The sequence below is a fragment of the Pseudomonas sp. A6 genome (genome assembly GCF_052367875.1).
In the GTDB taxonomy this organism is placed as follows: Bacteria; Pseudomonadota; Gammaproteobacteria; order Pseudomonadales; family Pseudomonadaceae; genus Pseudomonas; species Pseudomonas citronellolis.
Genome location: NZ_CP198970.1, coordinates 3,844,385 through 3,866,464, shown reverse-complemented (window position 1 = coordinate 3,866,464; position 22,080 = coordinate 3,844,385). Strand labels below are relative to the sequence as shown.

Annotated in this window: 20 protein-coding genes; 15 read left to right on the top strand and 5 right to left on the bottom strand. The window is 69.5% G+C overall.

Annotation, left to right across the window (positions count from 1 at the left end):
• The first annotated feature begins 94 nt into the window (after positions 1–94).
• The 6 genes from ACTWJ5_RS17050 (at position 95) to ACTWJ5_RS17025 (ending at position 7,279) form a co-directional block, all read left to right on the top strand.
• Entirely contained in the window at positions 95–1,375 is a 1,281-nt protein-coding gene (locus ACTWJ5_RS17050) for a hydroxymethylglutaryl-CoA reductase, degradative (RefSeq protein WP_444436161.1), read from the top strand.
• Positions 1,372–2,298: a hydroxymethylglutaryl-CoA lyase gene (locus tag ACTWJ5_RS17045; protein ID WP_444436160.1), complete on the top strand. Its 927-nt coding sequence runs from the start codon at positions 1,372–1,374 to the stop codon at positions 2,296–2,298. The genes ACTWJ5_RS17050 and ACTWJ5_RS17045 overlap by 4 nt, the downstream gene beginning before the upstream one ends.
• Positions 2,299–2,330: 32 nt before the next feature.
• Positions 2,331–2,822, top strand: coding sequence for a hypothetical protein (locus ACTWJ5_RS17040; protein ID WP_249916694.1), 492 nt, complete (start codon positions 2,331–2,333; stop codon positions 2,820–2,822).
• On the top strand, positions 2,822–4,204 hold the full coding sequence (locus tag ACTWJ5_RS17035; protein WP_444436159.1) for a tripartite tricarboxylate transporter permease: 1,383 nt from the start codon (positions 2,822–2,824) through the stop codon (positions 4,202–4,204). Before ACTWJ5_RS17040 ends, ACTWJ5_RS17035 begins: the two co-directional genes overlap by 1 nt.
• A 137-nt stretch (positions 4,205–4,341) precedes the next feature.
• Positions 4,342–4,809, top strand: coding sequence for an aminoacyl-tRNA deacylase (locus ACTWJ5_RS17030; RefSeq protein ID WP_009622089.1), 468 nt, complete (start codon positions 4,342–4,344; stop codon positions 4,807–4,809).
• Positions 4,810–4,921: 112 nt separating this feature from the next.
• Entirely contained in the window at positions 4,922–7,279 is a 2,358-nt protein-coding gene (locus ACTWJ5_RS17025) for a carbohydrate-binding family V/XII (protein ID WP_444436158.1), read from the top strand.
• 9 nt (positions 7,280–7,288) lie between these two features.
• Here ACTWJ5_RS17025 and ACTWJ5_RS17020 read toward each other — a convergent pair whose 3' ends face one another.
• Positions 7,289–8,194 (bottom strand): LysR family transcriptional regulator, encoded by a 906-nt coding sequence (locus tag ACTWJ5_RS17020; RefSeq protein WP_253413843.1) that lies wholly within the window; start codon positions 8,192–8,194, stop codon positions 7,289–7,291.
• Positions 8,195–8,293: 99 nt separating this feature from the next.
• Here ACTWJ5_RS17020 and ACTWJ5_RS17015 point away from each other — a divergent pair, with 99 nt between their 5' ends.
• The 3 genes from ACTWJ5_RS17015 to ycaC all read left to right on the top strand — a co-directional run bounded on the left by ACTWJ5_RS17015 (position 8,294) and on the right by ycaC (position 10,628).
• Entirely contained in the window at positions 8,294–9,160 is an 867-nt protein-coding gene (locus ACTWJ5_RS17015; RefSeq protein WP_116423496.1) for a pirin family protein, read from the top strand.
• A 100-nt stretch (positions 9,161–9,260) separates the two neighbouring features.
• On the top strand, positions 9,261–9,947 hold the full coding sequence (locus ACTWJ5_RS17010; RefSeq protein ID WP_116423497.1) for a hydrolase: 687 nt from the start codon (positions 9,261–9,263) through the stop codon (positions 9,945–9,947).
• Between the two features lie 54 nt (positions 9,948–10,001).
• Positions 10,002–10,628: an isochorismate family cysteine hydrolase YcaC gene (gene ycaC / locus ACTWJ5_RS17005; RefSeq protein ID WP_253390255.1), complete on the top strand. Its 627-nt coding sequence runs from the start codon at positions 10,002–10,004 to the stop codon at positions 10,626–10,628.
• Positions 10,629–10,925: 297 nt separating this feature from the next.
• Here ycaC and ACTWJ5_RS17000 read toward each other — a convergent pair whose 3' ends face one another.
• Positions 10,926–11,822, bottom strand: a complete 897-nt coding sequence (locus ACTWJ5_RS17000; RefSeq protein WP_444436157.1) for a LysR substrate-binding domain-containing protein — start codon at positions 11,820–11,822, stop codon at positions 10,926–10,928.
• Between the two features lie 115 nt (positions 11,823–11,937).
• Here ACTWJ5_RS17000 and ACTWJ5_RS16995 point away from each other — a divergent pair, with 115 nt between their 5' ends.
• The 5 genes from ACTWJ5_RS16995 (at position 11,938) to ACTWJ5_RS16975 (ending at position 17,493) form a co-directional block, all read left to right on the top strand.
• On the top strand, positions 11,938–12,765 hold the full coding sequence (locus ACTWJ5_RS16995; protein WP_444436156.1) for an FAS1-like dehydratase domain-containing protein: 828 nt from the start codon (positions 11,938–11,940) through the stop codon (positions 12,763–12,765).
• Between the two features lie 20 nt (positions 12,766–12,785).
• Entirely contained in the window at positions 12,786–13,946 is a 1,161-nt protein-coding gene (locus tag ACTWJ5_RS16990; RefSeq protein ID WP_444436155.1) for an acyl-CoA dehydrogenase family protein, read from the top strand.
• 25 nt (positions 13,947–13,971) lie between these two features.
• Entirely contained in the window at positions 13,972–15,321 is a 1,350-nt protein-coding gene (locus ACTWJ5_RS16985) for an MmgE/PrpD family protein (RefSeq protein WP_444436154.1), read from the top strand.
• A 138-nt stretch (positions 15,322–15,459) separates the two neighbouring features.
• Entirely contained in the window at positions 15,460–16,650 is a 1,191-nt protein-coding gene (locus ACTWJ5_RS16980) for a CaiB/BaiF CoA transferase family protein (RefSeq protein ID WP_444436152.1), read from the top strand.
• A gap of 24 nt (positions 16,651–16,674) precedes the next feature.
• Complete coding sequence (locus ACTWJ5_RS16975; RefSeq protein WP_444436150.1) at positions 16,675–17,493, top strand: HpcH/HpaI aldolase/citrate lyase family protein; 819 nt, start codon at positions 16,675–16,677, stop codon at positions 17,491–17,493.
• 148 nt (positions 17,494–17,641) lie between these two features.
• Here the strand turns inward: ACTWJ5_RS16975 and ACTWJ5_RS16970 are convergent, their stop codons facing one another.
• Together ACTWJ5_RS16970 and ACTWJ5_RS16965 are read right to left on the bottom strand one after the other, a co-directional pair.
• Complete coding sequence (locus tag ACTWJ5_RS16970; RefSeq protein ID WP_009622067.1) at positions 17,642–17,986, bottom strand: cupin domain-containing protein; 345 nt, start codon at positions 17,984–17,986, stop codon at positions 17,642–17,644.
• Between the two features lie 113 nt (positions 17,987–18,099).
• Positions 18,100–18,573, bottom strand: a complete 474-nt coding sequence (locus tag ACTWJ5_RS16965) for a hypothetical protein (protein ID WP_253412526.1) — start codon at positions 18,571–18,573, stop codon at positions 18,100–18,102.
• A 293-nt stretch (positions 18,574–18,866) separates the two neighbouring features.
• On the opposite strand from ACTWJ5_RS16965, the gene ACTWJ5_RS16960 reads away from it, so the two are divergent.
• The gene (locus ACTWJ5_RS16960; RefSeq protein WP_009622065.1) at positions 18,867–19,373 is read left to right on the top strand and encodes a DUF3015 domain-containing protein; all 507 of its coding nucleotides are present in this window, start codon (positions 18,867–18,869) and stop codon (positions 19,371–19,373) included.
• Between the two features lie 914 nt (positions 19,374–20,287).
• On the opposite strand, the gene ACTWJ5_RS16955 is transcribed toward ACTWJ5_RS16960, so the two are convergent.
• Positions 20,288–21,871: a sensor domain-containing diguanylate cyclase gene (locus tag ACTWJ5_RS16955; protein WP_074985197.1), complete on the bottom strand. Its 1,584-nt coding sequence runs from the start codon at positions 21,869–21,871 to the stop codon at positions 20,288–20,290.
• Positions 21,872–22,080 lie beyond the last annotated feature (209 nt).

Sequence of the window (22,080 nt, the reverse complement as noted above, 5' to 3'; positions counted from 1 at the left end):
AGCGGGACCAGTCATAGCACCTTGGGGCCTCGGGCGGCCCGTCGCCGCCCGCATCCCACAAGAGCGACGCACAAGAATGACAATGGACGCCCCGATGCTCATCGATTCCCGCCTTCCCGAATTCCGCAACCTGTCGCCGCGCCAGCGCCTCGACCACCTCGAGGCCCTGCTGCAACTGCCCGAACTGCAGCACCTGGGCACACCCGGCGCACTGCCGCTGGAGGTGGCCAACGGCATGATCGAGAACGTGCTCGGCACCTTCGAGCTGCCCTACGCGGTGGCCAGCAACTTCGTGGTCAACGGCCGCGAGCTGCTGGTGCCGATGGTGGTGGAGGAGCCATCGATCGTCGCCGCCGCTTCCTACATGGCCAAGCTGGCCCGCGCCGGCGGCGGCTTCCAGACTTCTAGCAGCGCGCCGCTGATGCGCGCCCAGGTCCAGCTGGTGGGCCTGGGCGACCCGTTCAACGCGCGCCTGGCGCTGCTGCGGCACAAGGACGAGATCGTCGAGCTGGCCAACCGCAAGGACCAGCTGCTCAACAGCCTGGGTGGCGGCTGCCGCGACCTGGAAGTGCACTGCTTCGCCGAGAGCCCGCGCGGGCCGATGCTGGTGGCGCACCTGATCGTCGACGTGCGCGACGCCATGGGCGCCAACACGGTGAACGCCATGGCCGAGGCCGTGGCCCCGCTGATGGAACGCATCACCGGCGGCCAGGCGCGCCTGCGCATCCTCTCCAACCTCGCCGACCTGCGCCTGGCCCGGGCCCAGGTCCGTATCGCCCCACAACAGTTGCAGTCGCCGGACTACAGCGGCGAAGCGGTGATCGAGGGCATCCTCGACGCCTACTGCTTCGCCGCCGTCGACCCCTACCGCGCGGCCACACACAACAAGGGCATCATGAACGGTATCGACCCCCTGATCGTCGCCACCGGCAACGACTGGCGCGCCGTGGAGGCGGGCGCCCACGCCTACGCCTGCCGCAGCGGCCACTACGGCTCGCTGAGCACCTGGGAGAAGGACGCCGAAGGACACCTGGTGGGCAGCATCGAGATGCCCATGCCGGTGGGCCTGGTCGGCGGCGCCACCCGTACCCATCCGCTGGCCCAGCTGTCGCTGCGCATCCTCGCCGTGCGCAGCGCCCAGGAACTGGCCGAAATCGCCGTGGCCGTGGGCCTGGCGCAGAACCTCGGGGCCTTGCGCGCCCTGGCCTGCGAAGGCATCCAGCGCGGCCACATGGCGCTGCACGCGCGCAACATCGCCCTGGTGGCCGGCGCCCGCGGCGAGGAAGTGGACTGGCTGGCGCGGCGCCTGGTGGAAGCCGGCGACGTGCGCGCCGACCGCGCCGTGGAACTGCTGCGCGAAAGGCGCGGCGCATGAGCGGCTTCGTCAGGATCGTCGAGGTCGGCCCGCGCGACGGCCTGCAGAACGAGCCACAGGTGCTGCCGGTGGAGGCGCGCATCGATCTGGTCCGGCAACTGGCGGACGCCGGGCTGCGGCACATCGAGGCCGGCGCCTTCGTCTCGCCGCGCTGGGTGCCGCAGATGGCCGGCAGCGACGAGGTGCTGCGGCGCCTCGGGCACCGGCCCGGGGTGCGCTTCAGCGCCCTGGTGCCCAACCTGGTGGGCCTGGAGGCAGCGCTGGCGGCCGGCTGCGAGGAGGTGGCGGTGTTCGCCGCCGCCTCCGAGGCCTTCTCCCAGCGCAACATCAACTGCTCCATCGACGACAGCCTGAGCCGCTTCGAGCCGGTGCTGGCCCTGGCCCGCGAGCGGGGCGTGCGGGTGCGCGGCTACGTGTCCTGCGTGCTCGACTGCCCCTACAGTGGCCCGGTGGCGCCGCAGCAGGCCGGCGAGGTGGCCGAGCGCCTGCATGCCCTGGGCTGCTACGAGATCAGCCTGGGCGACACCCTTGGCAAGGGCACCCCGGACGCCACCGCGCGGCTGCTGGAGCATTGCGCCCAGCGCCTGCCGCTGACGGCGCTCGCCGGGCACTTCCACGACACCTTCGGCATGGCCCTGGCCAACCTGCTCGCGGCGCTGCAGGCCGGGGTGCGCACCTTCGACAGCTCGCTTGCCGGCCTCGGCGGCTGCCCTTATTCGCCGGGGGCCGGCGGCAACGTTGCCACCGAGGACGTGCTGCACCTGCTGCACGGCATGGGCTACGCCACCGGTATCGACCTGCCGGCCGTGGCCCGCCTGGGCACCCTCATCAGCCGCCGCCTGGGCCGGCCCAACGCCTCGCGCGCCGGCCGCGCCCTGGTGGCCGCCGAGCGGCAGCCGCGAACTTGCGCGACCGCACCATAACAACAAGAGCCCGGCAGGGCAGGAGCCACACCATGAACATCCACGAAACGGCGCCGCTGCCAGCGCCGAACCCCCAATCCGACTCCCGGCTCTACGAGGTCTGGGGCGACACCGTCGACAGCCGTCACCTGGCCGGCGCCATCGCCATAGGCGCGCTGGTCAGCCTGGGCGCCTTCCTGCTCGCCGAGCGGCTGTTCCTCGGCGTCGTCGAATCGGCGCAGATGGCCCGCGCCTACGCCATGCTGGTGGGCATCCTCGGCTGCCTGGCCGGCGGGGCGATCAGCGCCGTGCTGTTCAAGCCCAAGCGCCGGGTGGTCGAGCACGTGGCCGACGCCGCCTGGCGCGAGCGCGCCCTGCGCGAGCTGGAGGCCGAGTACGGCGGCCTCGGCGAGCTGGGCGACCTGCCGCCGGAAGTGCTGGCGGAACTGAAGGAAGTCCAGCTGTACGAGCTGTTCGCCCAGGCGAGCGCGCCCCGGGAGAAGCCCGCGCCCGCCGTGGCGCCGGCAACGGGAGGGGCGGCCTGATGGAGCTTTTCATCGAGCAGTTGCCCATCGCCCTGCTGATGGCCGTGACCGGGGCGCTGCTGTTCGCCGCCATCGGCCTGGTCTCCGGCAGCGACGAAACCACCACCCTGGCGCCGCTGACCCTGCTGGTGGTGCTGCTGGGCGTGGCGCCGGCCGGGGTGTTCGCCTTCTTCCTCGCCGGCGCGGTGGCCAAGCACATGACCCACGCGGTGCCCACGGCGCTGCTGGGCATTCCCGGCGACACCATGGCCACGCCGCTGATGCGCGAGGCGAACTTCCTGCGCAACCTCGGCGTGCCGCACATCGCCCTGCGCAAGATGATCTCCGGCGCGGTGCTGGCGGCGTTCATCGCCGTGCCCCTGGCGGTGCTCTTCGCGGTGCTGCTGGCGCCCTTCGGCGCGGCCATCAAGCAGGCGGCGCCCTGGGTGTTCCTCTGCGCGGCCCTGGCCATCGCCTGGTTCTCCGCCGGGCGCTGGGCCGCGCTGCTGGCCCTGGGGCCCTTCGTGCTGCTGATCGTGGCGCTGCAGACGCTGACCGCCCAGCACGGGGTGAAGCTGGCGGTCAGCTACTTCCTCGGCATCGCCGTGGGGCCGCTGATCGTCTCGCTGTTCGCCCTGCTGGCGCCCGCCGAGCGCCAGCGCATGCGCCGCAGCGAACCGCGCACCTTCGCCCTGGCGCCGGACGTGAAGGGCTGGGACGGCTACTTCCCCAACCCGCTGAAAGTGCTCGACCGCCGCCAGACCGGCTGGACCCTCGGTACCGCCGCGCTGTCCAGCGCCACCTTCGTGTTCAGCCCGGTGGCCATGACGGTGATCCTCGGCGAGGTCGTCGGTTCGCGCATCCGCCACGCCTACCACCGCCTGACCTCGGTGCTGGCCGTGCGCAACGGGGTGACCGAATCCACCTACATCGCCGAGGCGATGATCCCGCTGATCGCCTTCGGCCTGCCGCTCAGCCCGGTGGCCGCGGGCCCGGCGGCGCCGCTGTTCAACGCGCCGCCGCGCTTCCACGTGGACGCCGCCAGCGGCCAGGTGCACAACCTGCACAGCCTGATGGGCCCCTGGGAGTTCCTCGTGGTCGGACTGCTGGCGGTGCTGGTGGCAGCGCTCGTCGCCTATCCCTTCGCGATGAACTTCGCCCACCGCGCCGCCGCGTTCGTCTCGCGGCGCGTGAGCCATGAGGCGGTGATCGCCACCTTCGTCGGCCTGATCCTGGTGGTCGGCCTGTGGGAGGGCGGGCTGCTGGGCCTGCTGGTGATCCTCAGCATGGGCCTGGTCGGCGGCCTGCTCGGGCGCTTCCTCGGCTTCAACATCGGCGTGCAGTTCATGGGCTTCTACACCGCCGTCCTCAGCGTGCCGGCGCTGCTCGCGCTGGCCGGCTGACGCCCCTGGTCGGCCCGCCGCCCGCGCCGGGGCGGCGGCGCTAGACTGGAGCAAACGGGGAGCGGGAGGCTCCCCCTGCAGCCGGCCGCGCCGGCGCCACGGGGCAGTGGGGCGGCGCCGCTTCCCGGAGGTGAGCCATGAGCATGTCCAGTCGCTTGCAGAATTGCCTGTCGCAGCACCGCAGCCGCTACGACCTGTTGCCCCACGCCACGTCCATGACCACCCGCGAGGCCGCCCGCCGCGCCGGCGTGCCGCCGCAGCAGATGGCCAAGCCGGTGATCCTCGACGACTTCCAGGGCCACTGGCTGATGGCCGTGGTGCCGGCCAGCCGCCAGGTCGACCTGCACAAGGTGCACAAGCTCACCCGGCGCAACTGGCGCCTGGCCCGCGAGGGTGACTTCTCCGCGCGCTTCGAGGACTGCGCGCCCGGCGCCATCCCGGCGGTGGGCAGCCTGTTCGGCCTGGAAACCCTGATCGATGAATCCCTGGGCGAGCAGGCGGACATCTACTTCGAGGCCGGCGACCACAACGCCGTGGTGCACATGAGCGGCCGCCAGTACCTGGAGCTGATGCCCGAGGCGCGGCAAGGGCGCTTCTGCGAATAACCGGGCCTCGAACTTTTCCGGTCCCGCGCGGGCGGCGGGCGGCGGGCGGCAGGGCGCCGGCGATGCACTATCGTTATCGCTTGCGCCCACCCGCGCGTGCCCGAGACCGACCATGACCGCTCGCCGCCTGCTGCTCTGCTGCCTGATGCTGCTCCCCCTGGTCACCAGCCTGCCGACGCCAGCCGCCGAGGCGCCGCCGCAACCGCCCAGCGGCGAGAGCCTGAAGTGGCCGCGCGACTACCCCCTGGGCGAGCAGCACCTGCAGGTGTTCCAGCCGCAGATCGAGAGCTGGGACGGCACCCGCCTGGGCGGCCGCGCCGCCATCGCCCTGGGCACCGCCAAGGGCGCGCCGACCTATGGCGTGGCGCAGTTCTCCGCCGCCGCGGACATCGACAAGAGCAGCGGCCTGGTGCAGTTGACCGACCTGCGCATCGACAAGGTCGAGGTGCCCACCGCGCCGGACAGCGCCGAGAAGGTCCGCCAGGCCCTGACCCAGCGCCTGCCGAAGCAGCTGACCATGTCCCTGGACGAGCTGCAGGCCAGCTACGCCGTGGCCCTGCAACTGGACAAGCTGCGCCGGGTGGCGGTGAAGAACGACGCGCCGCGCATCCTCTTCGCCGACAGCCCCAGCGTGCTGGTGCGCATCGATGGCGAACCGCAGTGGCGCACCGTGGAAGGCAGCGACTTCCAGCGCGTGCTCAACAGCCGCGCGCTGATCCTGCGCGACGGACAGAACAACTGCTACCTGCAGGCCGCCGGCTACTGGTACCTGGCCCAGGGCCTGGAGGGCACCTGGCGGGTGCTCAGCCAGCCGCCGAAGGCGCTGCTGGACGCGGCCCGGCTGGCGGCCAAGGTCAACCTGCCGGACCCGCTGCTGCCCAAGGACGGCAAGAAGGCCGCCAAGGCCCCGGCCATCGTCCTGGCGACCCAGCCCAGCGAACTGATCATCAGCGACGGCGCGGCGCAGATGAGCCCGGTGGACGGCGTCGCGCTGCTGACCCTGAGCAACGCCGACCACGCGGTGTTCGTCGATCCCGCCAGCAACACCTGGTACGTGCTGGTCTCCGGGCGCTGGTTCAGCGCGCCGGGCGACAAGGGCCCCTGGACCTACGTGGAGGGCAAGGACCTGCCGGCGGACTTCGCGAAAATCTCGCCGAAGGACCCCAAGGCCAACGTGCTGGTCTCGGTGCCCGGCACGCCCCAGGCCAAAGAGGCGGCCATTGCCGCCAACATCCCGCAGACCGCCAGCGTCTCGCGCAGCAGGACCAGCCTCAAGGTCGCCTATGACGGCGCGCCGCGCTTCTCGCCCATCGAAGGCACCGCGCTGCAGTACGCGGTGAACACCCCGACGCCGGTGATCGAGGTCGGCCCCGACCAGTTCTATGCGGTGAGCAATGGCGTGTGGTTCGTCGCCACCGGCGCCGCCGGGCCCTGGAAGGTGGCCACCGAGGTGCCGGCGGCGATCTACGCGATCCCGCCCAGCTCGCCGCTGTACTACGTCACCTACGTGCACATCTACTCGGTGACGCCGCAGAGCGTGGTGGTCGGCTACACCCCCGGCTACCTGGGCGTGGTGGTCAACGACGCCGGCACCGTGGTCTACGGCACCGGCTACAGCTACCCGGCCTACGTCAGCGAGACCGTCTACTACGGCTACCCGCCCACCTACGGCTACGGCGCCAGCTTCGCCCTGGGCACCCTGGAGGGCTTCGCCTTCGGTTTCGCCGTGGGCGCCATCTGGGGCTCGGAATACCCCTGCTGGGGGCCGTACTGGGGGCCCTGGCCGAGCCATGGCTGGAACTACGTGAACGTCAACCAGGCCAACTTCTACGGACGCTGGGGGCAGGGCAGCGTGACCCACGCCAACGGCTGGAACGCCTGGACCGGCACCCAATGGCAGGGCAGCACCGCGCGCGGCTACGACGCGCTCACCGGGGCGCACTTCCAGGGCAGCCGCGGCGCCGCCTTCAACCCCTACTCGCAGAACTTCGCCGCGGGCCGCCAGGGCTCCTTCGCCAACCCCGCCACCGGCATCTCCGGCGCCGGGCGCAGCGCCGTGGTGGGCAACCGCGACAGCGGCGACTACGCCGCCGGGCGCCAGGTCGCCGGGCACAACGCCCAGACCGGGCGCACGGTGATCGCCGAGAAGGGCGTCAGCGGCAACGTCTACGACGGCAGCCGCAGCACCGACAGCCGCGGCCTGGCCTACAACCGGCGCACCGGCAGCGGCGTGGCCTGGAACAACGGCGACGTCTACGCCGGGCACGACGGCAACATCTACCAGCGCACCGACGACGGCTGGCAGAAACACACCGACAACGGCTGGCAGCCGGTGCAGGGCGGCAACGGCGAGCTGCGCGGCCAACTGGAGCAGCAGCGCCAGTCGCGGGTGGTCGGCCAGCAGCGCTTCGGGCAGACGCAGCGGCAGTGGGGCGGCGGCCACTTCGGCGGCGGGCGCCTGCGCCGCTAGGTAGCGGTCTCAGGCCATGTCGCTGTGGGCGAAGCCCTGGCCGAGGAAGTCCAGCAAGCCGCGCACCGACGGCAGCAGGCCGCGCCGGGAAGGGTAGACGGCATGCACGATGCCGGTGCGCGGCGCCCAGTCCGGCAGCAGGTTGAGCAGGCTGCCGCCGGCCAGTTGCTCGCGCACCACCACCGAGGGCAGGTGCACGGCGCCCACGCCGGCCACCGCCGCCTGGCGCAGCGCCATCAGGTCGTCGGTGATCAGCCGCGGCTGGTAGCGGGCCTGGGCGCGTACCCCCTCGGGGCCGTCCAGCTGCCATTGGTACTCGCGCTGCGGCGAGCCCCAGTGCAGCGTCGGCAGCGCCGCTACCTCGGTGGGCGAGGGGCGCTCGCCCAGGCGCTGGCGCAGGGCCGGCGCGCCCACCACCATCTGCCGGCTCTCGCCCAGCACCTTCATCACCAGTTCGCTGCCTTCCAGCGGCGGGAAGCGTACGCGCAAGGCGATGTCGAAGCCTTCCTGGATCAGGTCCACCTGGCGGTTGGTGGCCTCCACCTGCAGCTCCACCAGCGGGTAGCGCAGCATGAACTCGGCCAGCATCGGGCCGACCCAGAAGTTCAGCAGCGCCGTGGGGCAGCTCAGCCGCACCCGGCCCTGGGGCTCGGCGCGGTGGCGCTCGATGACCTCGGCGGCGCCCTCGGCCTCCACCAGCATGGCCAGGCAGTGGCGGTGGTAGTCCTGGCCGATCTCGGTCACCGAGAAGTGCCGGGTGGAGCGCTGGATCAGGCGCACGCCCAGGCGTTCCTCCAGGGCGGCGATGCGCCGGCTGAGCTTCGACTTGGGCTCGCCCAGGGCGCGCCCGGCCGGGGCGAAGCCACCGTGCTCGACCACCTGGGCGAAGTAGTAGAGGTCGTTGAGGTCTTCCACGGCGCTGTTCTCCAAATGGAACGCTGAAGGTGATTTTCGCAGTCTACCGGCTATAGCGTTGCAGTTCTAAGGTGGCTCCAGACTCTCAGGAGGCACCCCATGAAAGACATCCTCGGCATCTACAGCGCCCCGCGCCCGCACTGGGTCGGCGACGGTTTCCCGGTCCGCACCCTGTTCTCCTACGACCGCCTGGGCGACCAGCTCAGCCCCTTCCTGCTGCTCGACCACGCCGGGCCGCAGGACTTCCCCGGCGACGGCGCGCGCCGCGGCGTCGGCCAGCACCCGCACCGCGGCTTCGAGACCGTCACCCTGGTCTACCTGGGCGAGCTGGAGCACCGCGACTCCAGCGGCGCCGGCGGACGCATCGGCCCCGGCGACGTGCAATGGATGACCGCCGGCGCCGGCATCCTCCACGAGGAGTACCACGCTCCGGCCTTCAGTCGCAGCGGCGGCACCCTGCACATGGTGCAACTGTGGGTGAACCTGCCGGCCCGCGACAAGCTCGCCGCGCCGGCCTACCAGACCCTGCTGGACGCCAGCATCCCCCGCGCCGAGCTGCCCGGCGGCGCCGGCCAGCTGCGGGTGATCGCCGGCGACTACCGCGGCCACCGCGGCCCGGCCCACAGCTTCAGCCCGCTGGATGTCTGGGACCTGCGCCTGAACGCCGGCAAGGCCTTCGAGCTGCGCGTCGAGCCGGGCCGCAACACGGCGCTGGTGCTGCTGCGCGGCAGCCTGCGGCTGAACGGCGGGCAACGGGCGGAGGAGGGCCAACTGGTGTTGTTCGAACGGCAAGGCGATGCCATCCACATCGAGACCGAAAGCGACGCCCTGGCGCTGCTGCTGTCCGGCGAGCCGCTGGACGAACCCATCGTCGGCTACGGCCCCTTCGTCATGAACAGCCGCGAGCAGATCGAGCAGGCCCTCGACGACTTCCGCCGCGGGCGTTTCGGACAGATGGCCGGCTGAGCGTCACGTGCCGGACTCGGCCAGCGCCTAGTCTGGTTGGATGCCCGCGCCGGAGCGCACGGGCCGTTCGGGCAGGACGCCCACTTGCGAGGAAACGAAAATGAGCCGATTCGACAACGTCGCCAACTTCAACGGCCAGCGCCCGGTGATCGACCCCGACGACACCGCCATGCTGCTGATCGACCACCAGAGCGGGCTGTTCCAGACGGTCAAGGACATGCCCATGACCGAACTGCGCGCCAACGCCATCACCCTGGCGAAGATCGCCAGCCTGGCGAAGATCCCGCTGATCACCACCGCCTCGGTGCCCCAGGGCCCCAACGGCCCGCTGATCCCCGAGATCCACGAGGCCGCGCCGCATGCGCAGTACGTGGCGCGCAAGGGCGAGATCAACGCCTGGGACAACCCCGACTTCGTCGCCGCGGTTCAGCAGACCGGCAAGAAGACCCTGGTCATCGCCGGCACCATCACCAGCGTGTGCATGGCCTTCCCGGCGATCGCCGCGGTCAACGCCGGCTACCGGGTGTTCGCGGTGATCGACGCCTCCGGCACCTACTCCAAGGCCGCCCAGGAAATCACCCTGGCCCGTGTGGTGCAGGCCGGCGTGGTGCCCATGGACACCGCCGCGGTGTGCTCGGAGATCCAGCGCACCTGGAACCGCCCCGATGCCGCCGACTGGGCCGAGGCCTACAGCCACATCTTCCCGCACTACCGCCTGCTGATCGAAAGCTACACCAAGGCCCAGGCGGTGGTGAGCAACCACGAAGCGCTGGATTCGCAGCGCTGACGACACCCCTTGCCCGGCGCAGGCCGGGCGTTCCCCCAGCAAGAGGAAAGCGCAATGAGCAAGCCCTATGTTCGCCTCGACAAGACCCAGGCCGCCGTGCTGCTGGTCGACCACCAGGCCGGACTGCTGTCCCTGGTGCGCGACATCGAACCGGACAAGTTCAAGAACAACGTGTTGGCCCTGGCGGACCTGGCCAAGTACTTCAAGCTGCCGACCATCCTCACCACCAGCTTCGAGAGCGGCCCCAACGGCCCGCTGGTGCCGGAGCTGAAGGAACGCTTCCCCGACGCCCCGTACATCGCCCGCCCGGGCAACATCAACGCCTGGGACAACGAGGACTTCGTCAAGGCGGTGAAGGCCACCGGCAAGAAGCAGCTGATCATCGCCGGCGTGGTCACCGAAGTGTGCGTGGCCTTCCCGGCGCTATCGGCCCTGGAGGAGGGCTTCGACGTCTTCGTGGTGGCCGACGCCTCCGGCACCTTCAACGAAGTCACCCGCGACGCCGCCTGGCGCCGCATGGAAGCCGCCGGCGCGCAACTGATGACTTGGTTCGGCGTGGCCTGCGAACTGCACCGCGACTGGCGCAACGACATCGAGGGCCTGGCGGCGTTGTTCTCCAGCCATATCCCGGACTACCGCAACCTGATCACCAGCTACAGCACGTTGACTGCTGGGAAGTGAGTCTGGGGCGTATCGGTGTAGAGGTGCGCGTGGACCAACAGACCGCCGACCGGGGACGCCCGGTTGGCGGTTTTTTTGGTCAAGACTTGGGGAGTGCTGCTTTTCGTAGGAGCGAGCTTGCTCGCGAACCCGCCAGTCTCTGGGTTCCCGCGTTCGCGGGAATGACGGGGTGGAAGGATGGTGCCGAACTTCCAGGCCGCTCAGGACAGCCCTCTCTCCCTTCAGGGAGAGGGCTGGGGAGAGGGCGCTCTTGAACCCAGCACCGCAGCCCCCGGCAAACCCCATTCACAAACAACACTACCCCCCATCCCCCACTCGCCGCAGCAACTCCACCAACGTCCGCGCACACCCCGGCAGCGCCTCGCGCTCCCGCACCAACACACTACGCTCACGCACCACCCAGGGTTCATCCAGCTGCAGGATGCTCAACCCCATGCTGCGCTGGTGTCGGCGCGCGGCGGTTTCCGGGAGCACGCCGATGCCCACCCCGGCCTCGATCATCCGGCAGGCCGCCTCGAAGCTGGCCACCTGGATGCGCAGGTTGAGGGTGCCGCCCAGGCGCTCCACCTGTTCGCGCAGGAAGCTCTGCAGGGTGCTGCCCTCGTGCAGGCCGACGTGGAAATAGCCGAGGGTGTCGGCCAGGGTAGGGCGGCCCAGGCGTTCCAGGGCATGGCCCGGCGGCACCACCAGCACCAGGTGGTCGGTGCTGAAATGGAGGATCTCCAGGCCCTCGGCGCGCACCGGGCCGGCGACTATGCCCAGGTCCGCCGAGCCGTCGAGGATGGCGCGGACGATGTCGCGGTTCAGGCGCTCCTGCAGGTCCACGGTGACGGCGGGGCGCTCGGCGAGGAAGCTGGCCAGCACCTCCGGGAGGAACTCGGTGACCGCCGTGGTGTTGGCGAAGATGCGGATGTGCCCGGCCTGGTCGCCGCCCTGTTCGCCGAAGTCGTCCTTGAGCCGCTCCACCTGGCGCAGGATCAGGCGCGCGTGCTGCAGCAGGCGCTGGCCGCTGGGGGTCAGCTCCACGCCACGGTTGTCGCGGTACAGCAGGCGGCTGTCGAGCTGGCTTTCCAGGGCCTTGATGCGGGCGCTGGCGGCGGCCGCCGAGAGGTGCGCGCGGCGGGCGCCCTGGGTCAGGCTGGGGGATTCGGCGATGTGCACGAAGAGGCGCAGGTCGGCCAGGTCGAAGTGCATGATGAGGGCGTCCGGGTGGCGTTCGGTTTCGGTTAACGCCGGATTATGAAAATGCGGATTCTCGGAACGCAAGCCCCTCGGCATCCTGTTCGGAAACTTCCACGGAAGAGAAACCATGAGTGAAATGTCCTACGCAGCCTGGATAGGCCGCACCCAGGAAAGCCAGGAAGAACTGAGCACGTTGCTGGTCAGCCGCCTGGCCGCCACCCTCGGCGAGCCGGCCCCCGCCGCCGGCGACGCGCTGCCGCCGCTGTGGCATTGGGCGTTCTTCCAGGACGCCGTGCCCGAGGCCGGCCTGGGCGCCGACGGCCACCCCGCGCGCGGCGGCTTCCTGCCGCCGGCGGATGGGCGCAACCGCATGTGGGCCGGCGGCCGCCTGGAGTTTCACGAGCCGCTGCGCGTCGGCCGCGAAGCCAGCCGGGTGACCACCATCCTCAAGGTCGAGGAAAAGCGCGGGCGCACCGGCGCGCTGCTGTTCGTCACCCTGCGCCACGACTACCTGCAGGACGGCCGCCTGGCCCTGCGCGAGGAGCAGGACATCGTCTACCGCGAACCCAGCCCGCCCAAGCTCGGCGGCACCGAGGCGCTGCCCGAAGGCGCCTGGCGCGAGGCGGTCGAGCCCAGCCCGGTGCTGCTGTTCCGCTATTCCGCAGTGACCTTCAATGGCCACCGCATCCATTACGACTGGCCCTACGTCACCGGCGCCGAAGGCTACCCCGGCCTGGTGGTGCACGGCCCGCTGATCGCCACCCTGAACCTGCGCGCCTTCTGCCGCGCCAACCCCCAGGCGCGCCTGCGCCGCTTCGCCTACCGCGGCCTGCGCCCGCTGATCAGCCCCGAGCCGTTCGAGCTGGGCGGCCGCCCCAGCGGTCCCGGCAAGGCCGAGGTCTGGGCCGGCAACGCAGCCGGCATCGCCCAGCGCGGCGAAGTGGAATTCGACTGAACCCCCATCGAGGAACCCCCATGAGCAGCACCCCGGAAGAACTGCAGGCCATCCGCGAAGGCGTGCGCGCCCTGTGCGCGGAATTCCCCAGCGCCTACTGGCGCGAGATCGACGAATGCAAGGGCTTCCCCGAAGCCTTCGTCAAGGCCATGACCGAGGCCGGCTGGCTGTCGGCGATGATCCCGGAAGAGTACGGCGGCTCCGGCCTGGGCCTGGCCGAGGCCTCGGTGATCCTCGAGGAAGTGAACCACTGCGGCGGCAACTCCGGGACCATCCACGGGCAGATGTACAACATGTTCACCCTGCTGCGGAATGGCAGCGAGGAGCAGAAGCGCTACTACCTGCCGAAGCTGGCCAGCGGCGAACTGCGCTTGCAGTCCATGGGCGTCACCGAGCCGACCACCGGCACCGACACCACCAAGATCAAGACCACCGCCGTGCGCCAGGGCGACAAGTACGTGGTCAACGGGCAGAAGGTGTGGATCTCCCGCGTCCAGCACTCCGACCTGATGATCCTGCTGGCGCGCACCACGCCGCTGGCCGAGGTGAAGAAGAAGGCCGACGGCATGTCGATCTTCCTGGTCGACCTGCGCGAGGCCATCGGCAACGGCCTGACCGTGCAGCCGATCGCCAACATGGTCAACCACGAGACCAACGAGCTGTTCTTCGACAACCTGGAAATCCCCGCCAGCAGCCTGATCGGCGAGGAGGGCAAGGGCTTCCGCTACATCCTCGACGGGCTCAACGCCGAGCGCACGCTGATCGCCGCCGAGTGCATCGGCGATGGCCGCTGGTTCATCGAGAAGGCCAGCCAGTACGCCCGCGACCGCGTGGTGTTCGGCCGGCCCATCGGGCAGAACCAGGGCGTGCAGTTCCCCATCGCCGAGGCGCACATCGAGGTGGAAGCGGCCGACCTGATGCGCTGGAAGGCCTGCGCGGAATACGACGCCGGGCGCAACGCCGGGGCCGCGGCGAACATGGCCAAGTACCTGGCGGCCAAGGCCAGCTGGGAGGCGGCCAACGCCTGCCTGCAGACCCACGGCGGCTTCGGCTTCGCCAACGAATACGACGTCGAGCGCAAGTTCCGCGAGACGCGCCTGTACCAGGTGGCGCCGATCTCCACCAACCTGATCCTGTCCTACGTGGCCGAGCACCTGCTCGAACTGCCGCGTTCCTTCTGACCTGCGAGCCCAAGGACGACAAGCGATGAACAATACCCACGCCCTGGCCGAATTCCTCGCCGGCCTGCGCTACGAAGACCTGCCGGCCGCAGTGGTCGCGCGCACCGAAGACCTGTTCCTCGACTGGCTGGGCTCGGCCCTGGCCAGCCAGGGCCGCCATCCGATCCCGCTGTTCCAGCGCTATGCACAGCGCATGGGCCCCGTGGACGGACGCAGCCGCGTGCTGGTCGACGGTTCATCGACTTCGGCGTACTTCGCCGCGCTGGTCAATGGCGCCAGCTCGCACCTGGTGGAACAGGACGACCTGCACAACAGCTCGGTGCTGCACCCGGCCACGGTGGTATTCCCGGCAGCCCTGGCCGCCGCCCAGGACCTGGGCAAGTCCGGCCGCGAACTGATCCTCGCGGCGGTCGCCGGCTACGAGGCGGGCATCCGCATCGGCGAATTCCTCGGCCGCTCGCACTACCGCATCTTCCACACCACCGCCACGGTCGGCACCCTGGCCGCCGCCGTAGCCGTTGGCAAGCTGCTGGGCCTGGACGCCCGCCAGTTGGTGAACTGCCTGGGCAGCGCCGGGACCCAGGCCGCCGGGCTCTGGGAATTCCTCCGCGATGCCGCCGACTCCAAGCAGCTGCACACCGCCAAGGCCGCCGCCGATGGCCTGCTCGCCGCCTACCTGACCGCCGATGGCCTCAGCGGCGCGCAGAACATCCTCGAAGGCGAGCAGGGCATGGCCGCCGGCATGTCCAGCGACGCCGACCCGCGCCGGCTGGTGGACGGCCTGGGCAGCCGCTGGGCGCTGGTCGAGACTTCGTTCAAGTTCCACGCCTCCTGCCGCCACACCCATCCCGCGGCCGACGCCCTGCTGGCGCTGATGCAGCGCGAGGGGCTGCAGGCCGAGGACATCGGGCGCGTCACCACCCGCGTGCACCAGGGCGCCATCGACGTGCTCGGCCGTGTGGTGGTGCCGCAGACGGTGCACCAGGCGAAGTTCTCCATGGGCACGGTGCTGGGCCTGATCGCCGTGCACGGCAAGGCCGGGCTGGTGGAGTTCGAGCAGTTCGCCCTGCAGGACCCGCGCGTGGCGGCCTTCCGCGACAAGGTGGGCATGCAGCTGGATGCCGAAGTGGACTGCGCCTACCCGCAGCGCTGGCTGGGCCGCGTCGAGGTGCTCACCAGCGATGGCCGCCAGTTGCACGGCGCCATCGACGAGCCCAAGGGCGACCCGGGCAACAGCCTCAGCCGCGCCGAGCTGGAAGACAAGTTCCGCCGCCTGCTGGCCTTCGCCGGCGCCCGCGGCGAAGCCGAGGCCAGCCGGCTGATCGACGCCAGTTGGCGCCTGCACGACCTGCCGAGCCTGGAAGCCTTTGCCTGAGTAGCCCACGGCCCGGGCGGGCGGCCTCCGGAACCCGGGGGTTCACAGAGCGCGGGGCGCCGCCCGCCCGGACCGTGGATACACACCGACAGCGCCGCGCCGTCCATGGCGGCGGCGCACGAGACACCTGGAGCGCCCATGAACCCGCGTCCCCTCGACGGCATCACCGTCATCAGCCTGGAACACGCCATCGCCGCGCCGTTCTGCACCCGTCAGCTGGCCGACCTCGGCGCCCGCGTCATCAAGGTCGAGCGCCCCGGCGTCGGCGACTTCGCCCGCGGCTATGACGAGCGCGTGCGCGGCATGGCCTCGCACTTCGTCTGGACCAACCGCTCCAAGCAAAGCCTGGCCCTGGACCTCAAGCAGGGCGGGGCCCACGCCGTGCTGGAGCAACTGCTGGAACAGGCCGACGTACTGGTGCAGAACCTCGCGCCCGGCGCCGCCGCGCGCCTGGGGCTGTCGTTCGAGGCGCTGCACGAACGCTTCCCGCGCCTGATCGTCTGCGACATCTCCGGCTATGGCGAAGGCGGCCCCTACGAGCAGAAGAAGGCCTACGACCTGCTGATCCAGAGCGAGAGCGGCTTCCTCTCGGTCACCGGCGGCCCCGGCCCGGACGAAATGGCCAAGGCCGGCTGCTCCATCGCCGACATCTCCGCCGGCATGTACGCCTACAGCGGCATCCTCTCGGCGCTGCTGCTGCGCGGGCGCACGGGGGAGGGCAGCCGGGTGGAGGTCTCCATGCTCGAGGGCATGGCCGAGTGGATGGGCTTCCCCATGTACTACGCCTTCGAAGGCCAGGCGCAACCGCCGCGCGCCGGCGCGGCCCACGCCACCATCTACCCCTATGGACCATTCCCCGCTGGCGACGGCAAGAACGTGATGCTCGGCGTGCAGAACGAGCGCGAGTGGAAGCTGTTCTGCGAAGTGGTGCTGCAGCGCCCGGAACTGGCGGCGGACCCGCGCTTCACCGCCACCAGCCTGCGGGTGGCCAACCGCGACGCCCTGCGCGCATTGATAATCGAGGCCTTTGCCGGGTTGAGCGCGGCGGAAGTGGTGGCGCGCCTGGAGCAGGCGCAGATCGCCAACGCCCACGTCAACGACATGCAGGGCCTGTGGAACCACCCGCAACTGCAGGCCCGCGACGCCTGGCGCGAGATCGACAGCCCGGTGGGCCGCCTGCCGGCGCTGCTGCCGCCGGCCCGCAGCAATGCCTATGCGCCGCGCATGGACGCGGTGCCGGGTCTCGGTGAACATACCGACGGCCTGCTCGCCGAGCTGGGCTACAGCGCCGCCGACATCCAGCGCCTGCACGAGCAGGGCGCGGTGTGAGCCGAACCTGACCAAGGACCCCGCATGACTCCGATCGTCCGTTCCGCCCTGTTCGTCCCCGGCAGCCGCCCGGAGCGCTTCGCCAAGGCCCTGGCCAGCGGCGCCGACGCCGTGATCGTCGACCTGGAAGACGCCGTCGAGCCCGCGCTCAAGGCCCGCGCCCGCGACGACCTGGCGGCCTTCCTCGAAGCCAACCCGCAGGCCCGCGTGCGGGTGCGGGTGAACGCCGCCGGGCACCCCGAGCATGCCGCGGACCTGGAACTGTGCCGACGCCAGCCCGGAGTGGCGGGCATCCTCTTGCCCAAGGTCGAATGCGCCGACGACCTGCGCGAAGCGGCGGCCTGCGGCAAGCCGATCTGGCCGTTGATCGAGAGCGCCCGCGGCTTGCTGGCAGTGACGGAGATCGCCGCCTGCGCCGGCGTCGAGCGCCTGACCTTCGGCGGCCTCGATCTGGCCCTGGACATCGGCATGAGCAGCGGCACAGCCGCGGCCGCCAGCGTCTACGACCAGGTGCGCCTGAGCCTGCTGCTGCATTCGCGGGTCAACGGCCTGCAGGCGCCGCTGGACACCGTCTACCCGGCCTTCGACGACGCCGAAGGCTTCGCCGCGACCCTCCGCCATGGCCGCGACCTGGGCCTGGTGGGCGCGCTGTGCATCCACCCGAAGCAGGTCGCCGTGCTCCATGCCGCGCTGGCCCCCAGCGCCGAGGAACTGGCCTGGGCGCGCCGGGTGCTGGCTGCGGCCGAAAGCGGCGCAGCGGCCTTCCAGGTGGACGGCCAGATGGTCGACGCCCCGGTCCTGGCCCGCGCCCGCCGGCTGCTGGCCAATGCAGGCGAGTCGTAGGGCGCATAACCGTTCGCGGTTATCCGCCGTTGGCCGGAACACTGGCGTTGCCGAGGGCCATCGCGGACGAAGTCCGCTCCTACGTCCGTGCTTCCCTGGAACCGTAGGAGCGGACTCCGTCCGCGATTGGCGGATAACGCCATAGGCGTTAGGCAAACACGAAATACTTGCGCACCGTCTCCACCACTTCCCAGGTGCCTTTCAGCCCCGGCTCGATGACGAACACGTCGCCGGCCTTCAGGTGCACCGGCTGCTCGCCTTCGGGGGTGATGATGCAGTAGCCGTCGAGGAAGTGGCAGTACTCCCACTTCTCGTAGTTCACCTCGAACTTGCCGGGGGTGCAGATCCAGGTGCCCATGATCTTGCTGCCGTCCGCCGAGGTGTAGGCGTTGAGGTTGACGGTGTGCGGGTCGCCGCCGATGCGCTTCCACTTGGTGGCATCCAGCACGGGGGTGGGGCAGGTTTCGCGCAGTACGGTGATGAAGTCGGACATGACAGTTCCAGGTCGGTGGGATGTGGCCCGTCACCATAGGGGCAACGGCCACGCCGGAGTTGCCTGGATTCGACGCCGATGTGCCTGGAAGCGCTGCGCGGTAGCGGCCAACGTCAGTTGCGCAATGGCTCCAACCCGCAATGAGCCCAGATAACGGCAGCGAGTGTGGCCATCGACAAAACGGCATGCCAGACGCCTACCCGAAGGGTCGAATCGGGTTTGATCGCCTGGATCATGGGCAACAACTCATCGGGTACGCCGATCTTCGATGCGTAGTCCTTGACGCACCTTGCTGCGATCAGGAGTTCCTCCTGGGATTCCACTACCAAGCGCCAGTTCAATATGGCGAAGACTGCGAAAGCCGCTGCGAGAGGTAACAGCAACTGGCCGTTTTCGAATCTATCGCGGGACCAGGCGAAAGCTGCGGTAGCCGAGGCTACCAACTGGAAGTAGCCCCAGAACTTATGGTTCTTGTCCAAGGTTGCGCGATAGTGCGACAAAGCATCGGGCAGTGTGAATGACATCTTTGCTCCCCCTGTGGCGTTGCTTCCTGCGCTGCCCAAGCCCGCATAGGCTTCCCGCAGCATCAAAGCTCTCCACAGACATATTCGCTTGCCTTGCGGGTTTTTCCAGCTGCTGTCGTTGCGGAGAACACCTGTGGGACGGATTTCGCAGCGCATCGTCGATCGAGGTTCCGCCTCGATAAGTCGGCCATATGTTTTCGATATCGCGAATTCTCCATGCAAATACCGACCGGCCGAAGTTTGAAACCTGGCCATTCCTTGCCTAAACCTAAAGTCGAGCCAGGCTGTTCCAGCCGTGCTGGACAGCGAAGGGGTAGGGCACGCCAACCACGTCAAACGACCAAGGAACGACATCCATGACAAGCAAACTGCTCGGCAAGAGTGCGATCTTCGCGGTTCTCGGCGCCGCCAGCCTGTTCGCCCAGGCGGACCAGGCCGGGGGCAATGGCTGCGGTTGGGGCAACATGCTGTTCGAAGGGCAGCGCGGGTTGTTCCCGCACCTGCTGGCCACTACCACCAACGGGACTTCGGGCAACGCCACCTTCGGCCTGACTTCCGGCACCAACGGCTGCAACTCCGATGCGCGGCTGGGGTATGGCGGTCGTTCGATCTTTGCCATGAACGGCATGCTCGACAACATTGCCGAGGATATGGCCAAGGGGCATGGGGATGCGTTGGATGCCTATGCCACCCTGCTGGGGGTGCAGGCTCAGGATCGTGCGCATTTCGCGCAGGTTACTCAGCGGCACTTTGGGGAGATTTTTGCCAGTAAGGATGCGACTGGGGAGCAGGTTTATGCCAATACTCTGGCGGTGATGCAGCGTGATCCGACGCTGGCGCGCTATGCCAAGCAGCCTGCCTGAGGTTCGCGTAACGAGGCTGTTCACTTAAGAGAGAATGCCGTTTCTCTTCATGGGGGAAACGGCATTTTCATGTGGGGTGGGCTAGGGCTTCGTTTGCGGCTCTTGGGCCTGCGCTCCGACCTCAACCCCGTCATTCCCGCGAACGCGGGAACCCAGAGACTTGGGGGCTTGGTGTACCGCGCCGCTCCGAGTGCTCGGATGTCTCTTGTTTCGCCCCCTCGGGCGAGTCCCTTTTGTCAAACGGTGGAAGGCCACCCCCGCAAAAAGGAACCAAAAAGGCTTGCCCCGACATACGGGCCCGATGGAGCCGGGCTACCCTCACGAATTCCCCCGCCACGGAGGCCCGCCCCGAGGGTACGTCCCTGTAGCCCGCGGGGCTCTCGCGACATCCATGTCGCATGACCTCCTGAGCGGGGGCTTCGTTCGGCCTTCTGAAGGGGCGTTCCGGAGTGCGCGGAGGTTTCTCTGGAAATCCGAATCGCGGACAGAGTCCGCTCCTACGGTTCCAGGAAGCACAGCTTTTCGTAGGATGGCGTTGAGCGAAGCGATACCCATCGCCGTGACCGCATGGGTTTCGCAAGCTCAACCCATCCTACGAAGAGCGGCACAAGACAGTTGCTCCTACGGTTACAGGGAAGCACGGGCGTAGGAGCGGACTTTGTCCGCGATTGGACTCACCGGCCACGCCGGACACCCCGGTGGCACGAATGGCCCCCTCTCCCGCTTGCGGGAGAGGGCTGGGGAGAGGGCGCTCTTTGCAGAGCCCCAACCTCTGGCGCAACCCCGTCGGAAATCCGTAGGGCGCATAACGCCTACGGCGTTATCCGCCGAATCGCGGACAGAGTCCGCTCCTACGGTTCCAGGGAGGCACAGGCGTAGGAGCGGACTCCGTCCGCGATTGGACTCACCGCCCCTCAGGACGGATGTGGCTGCGCCACGCCAACCGGCCGCTCATCCGCCACCATGACGCGGTTGCGGCCGGCCTGTTTGGCCTGGTAGAGCAGGGCGTCGGCAGTCGCTAGCACCGCGCCGACGTCCGTCCGCCCCTCGCTGCTGAAGGCCACGCCCAGCGACAGTGTCACCCGGCCCACCTGCGGGAAGTCCGTGCGTTCCGTCGTCAGGCGGATGCGCTCGGCGACTTCCGCCGCCACGCCGAGCGAGGTGCCCGGCAGCAGCAGGATGAACTCCTCGCCGCCGGCACGGCACGGCAGGTCGGCGCTGCGCGAGTTGCACCGCAGCACCTCGGCAAAGGCCTGCAGCACCTGGTCGCCGGCGGCATGGCCGAAGGTGTCGTTGACCTGCTTGAAGTGGTCGATGTCCATGCTGATGACCGCGAAGGGCTCGCCGCGCGCCACCCAGCTCGCCAGGGTGGCCTCCAGCGCCCGGCGGTTCGCCAGGCCGGTCAGCGGGTCGCTCTGGGCCTGGCGGTTGAGCTGGCCGATGCGCTCCTGGGTCATCTGCCCGCCGATGATCAGCGCCCGGCGGATGCGCCAGGCCTCGAAGTACCAAGCGCGCACCCCCTCGATGCGCTCGGTGTTGTCCAGCTGCGCCGCGTAGTCGGCCAGCCGGCGCAGGGGATGGCTGATCCGCGCGGCTATCCACCACAGCAGCGGGAAGCCGAGCAGGATCATCGGCACGATCCCCGCCAGCACCTGCAGCATCAGCGCGCGCACGGCGCCGAGGGTGACGCTCAGCGGCTGCTGCGAGACCACGCCCCAGCCGCTGTCCGATACCGCCGCGTAGCCCGCGAGCATCTCCAGGCCCTCGTGATTGGTAACCTGCATGGCGCCGCTTTCGCCGCGCAGCGCGGCGTCCACCGCGGCGTTGACGCCGATCGTCTGGCCGATGCGTTCGCGCTCGGGGTGGTAGAGCAACTGGCGTTGTTCGTCCACCAGGTAGACAAAGGAGGTGTCCTCCTGGAAGTGCCGGCTGACGATGTGGTTCAGCGAATTGGCGCGGTTCAGGTAGATGGTCCCGCCGACCAGGCCGAGGTAGTCGCCGCGAGCGTTCCAGACCGGGTGGGAGACGAACACCACCCGTTCGCCGGATTGCGAATGGAAGGCCGGGCTGATCATCGCCTGGCGCATTTCCAGGGGGCGCTTGGAGAGGATCTTGCGGCCATTGGCGCTGAGCCATTGGGGAATGGCGCTGAGGATCCGCCCGGTCGCGTCGACGATGACCACGGTGTTGAAGCTGCCGTCCTGGCGGACCAGGCGTTCCACCTCGGCGCCTCGGACCGCCGCATCGGCGAAGTCGCGCCCGAGGACGGCCGCGCTGTAGGCCAGGCGGTCCAGGGACGAGGCGAGGCTCTGGTTGATGCTCAGCGCAACCTTGGCCGCATAGGCCCGGTTGTGCTCCAGCGCACTGAGGACCAGCGTCTCCCGCTGGATCCGGTAGGTGGCGAACAGGTCGTTGGCCAGGGTCGCGATGGCCGCCAGCGAGGCGAACAGAAGGATCAAGGTGCGCAGGTTGAGCCTGGGCATGGGCCCCAAGGACATGGTGGATTCCGTCGATACTGTGGAGATCGCCTCGCCATCCACCCGGCCGGACATGCCTGGCGCGAGTGCGCGTTCGAGGGACTCGACGCCATGGCTGGATGCGGGTGGATTGCGGACGTTAGGGCGCCATTATGGACAAGGCCGGGCGCCGCGCCGGGGGTATTGGCGGAGATTCAGGGGCGGGGGTGGTAAAGCGGGAAGATTCCGTC

What these genes read in the sequence shown, in the direction of transcription:
- ACTWJ5_RS16960 (WP_009622065.1), top strand. Translation starts at nt 18,867, where the DNA reads ATGACAAGCAAACTGCTCGGCAAGAGTGCGATCTTCGCGGTTCTCGGC.
- ACTWJ5_RS17000 (WP_444436157.1), bottom strand. Translation starts at nt 11,822, where the DNA reads ATGCACTTCGACCTGGCCGACCTGCGCCTCTTCGTGCACATCGCCGAA.
- ACTWJ5_RS16955 (WP_074985197.1), bottom strand. Translation starts at nt 21,871, where the DNA reads ATGTCCTTGGGGCCCATGCCCAGGCTCAACCTGCGCACCTTGATCCTT.
- ycaC (WP_253390255.1), top strand. Translation starts at nt 10,002, where the DNA reads ATGAGCAAGCCCTATGTTCGCCTCGACAAGACCCAGGCCGCCGTGCTG.
- ACTWJ5_RS16965 (WP_253412526.1), bottom strand. Translation starts at nt 18,573, where the DNA reads ATGCTGCGGGAAGCCTATGCGGGCTTGGGCAGCGCAGGAAGCAACGCC.
- ACTWJ5_RS17045 (WP_444436160.1), top strand. Translation starts at nt 1,372, where the DNA reads ATGAGCGGCTTCGTCAGGATCGTCGAGGTCGGCCCGCGCGACGGCCTG.
- ACTWJ5_RS16985 (WP_444436154.1), top strand. Translation starts at nt 13,972, where the DNA reads ATGAACAATACCCACGCCCTGGCCGAATTCCTCGCCGGCCTGCGCTAC.
- ACTWJ5_RS17010 (WP_116423497.1), top strand. Translation starts at nt 9,261, where the DNA reads ATGAGCCGATTCGACAACGTCGCCAACTTCAACGGCCAGCGCCCGGTG.
- ACTWJ5_RS16995 (WP_444436156.1), top strand. Translation starts at nt 11,938, where the DNA reads ATGAGTGAAATGTCCTACGCAGCCTGGATAGGCCGCACCCAGGAAAGC.
- ACTWJ5_RS16970 (WP_009622067.1), bottom strand. Translation starts at nt 17,986, where the DNA reads ATGTCCGACTTCATCACCGTACTGCGCGAAACCTGCCCCACCCCCGTG.
- ACTWJ5_RS17030 (WP_009622089.1), top strand. Translation starts at nt 4,342, where the DNA reads ATGAGCATGTCCAGTCGCTTGCAGAATTGCCTGTCGCAGCACCGCAGC.
- ACTWJ5_RS17035 (WP_444436159.1), top strand. Translation starts at nt 2,822, where the DNA reads ATGGAGCTTTTCATCGAGCAGTTGCCCATCGCCCTGCTGATGGCCGTG.
- ACTWJ5_RS16975 (WP_444436150.1), top strand. Translation starts at nt 16,675, where the DNA reads ATGACTCCGATCGTCCGTTCCGCCCTGTTCGTCCCCGGCAGCCGCCCG.
- ACTWJ5_RS16980 (WP_444436152.1), top strand. Translation starts at nt 15,460, where the DNA reads ATGAACCCGCGTCCCCTCGACGGCATCACCGTCATCAGCCTGGAACAC.
- ACTWJ5_RS17025 (WP_444436158.1), top strand. Translation starts at nt 4,922, where the DNA reads ATGACCGCTCGCCGCCTGCTGCTCTGCTGCCTGATGCTGCTCCCCCTG.
- ACTWJ5_RS17015 (WP_116423496.1), top strand. Translation starts at nt 8,294, where the DNA reads ATGAAAGACATCCTCGGCATCTACAGCGCCCCGCGCCCGCACTGGGTC.
- ACTWJ5_RS16990 (WP_444436155.1), top strand. Translation starts at nt 12,786, where the DNA reads ATGAGCAGCACCCCGGAAGAACTGCAGGCCATCCGCGAAGGCGTGCGC.
- ACTWJ5_RS17050 (WP_444436161.1), top strand. Translation starts at nt 95, where the DNA reads ATGCTCATCGATTCCCGCCTTCCCGAATTCCGCAACCTGTCGCCGCGC.
- ACTWJ5_RS17040 (WP_249916694.1), top strand. Translation starts at nt 2,331, where the DNA reads ATGAACATCCACGAAACGGCGCCGCTGCCAGCGCCGAACCCCCAATCC.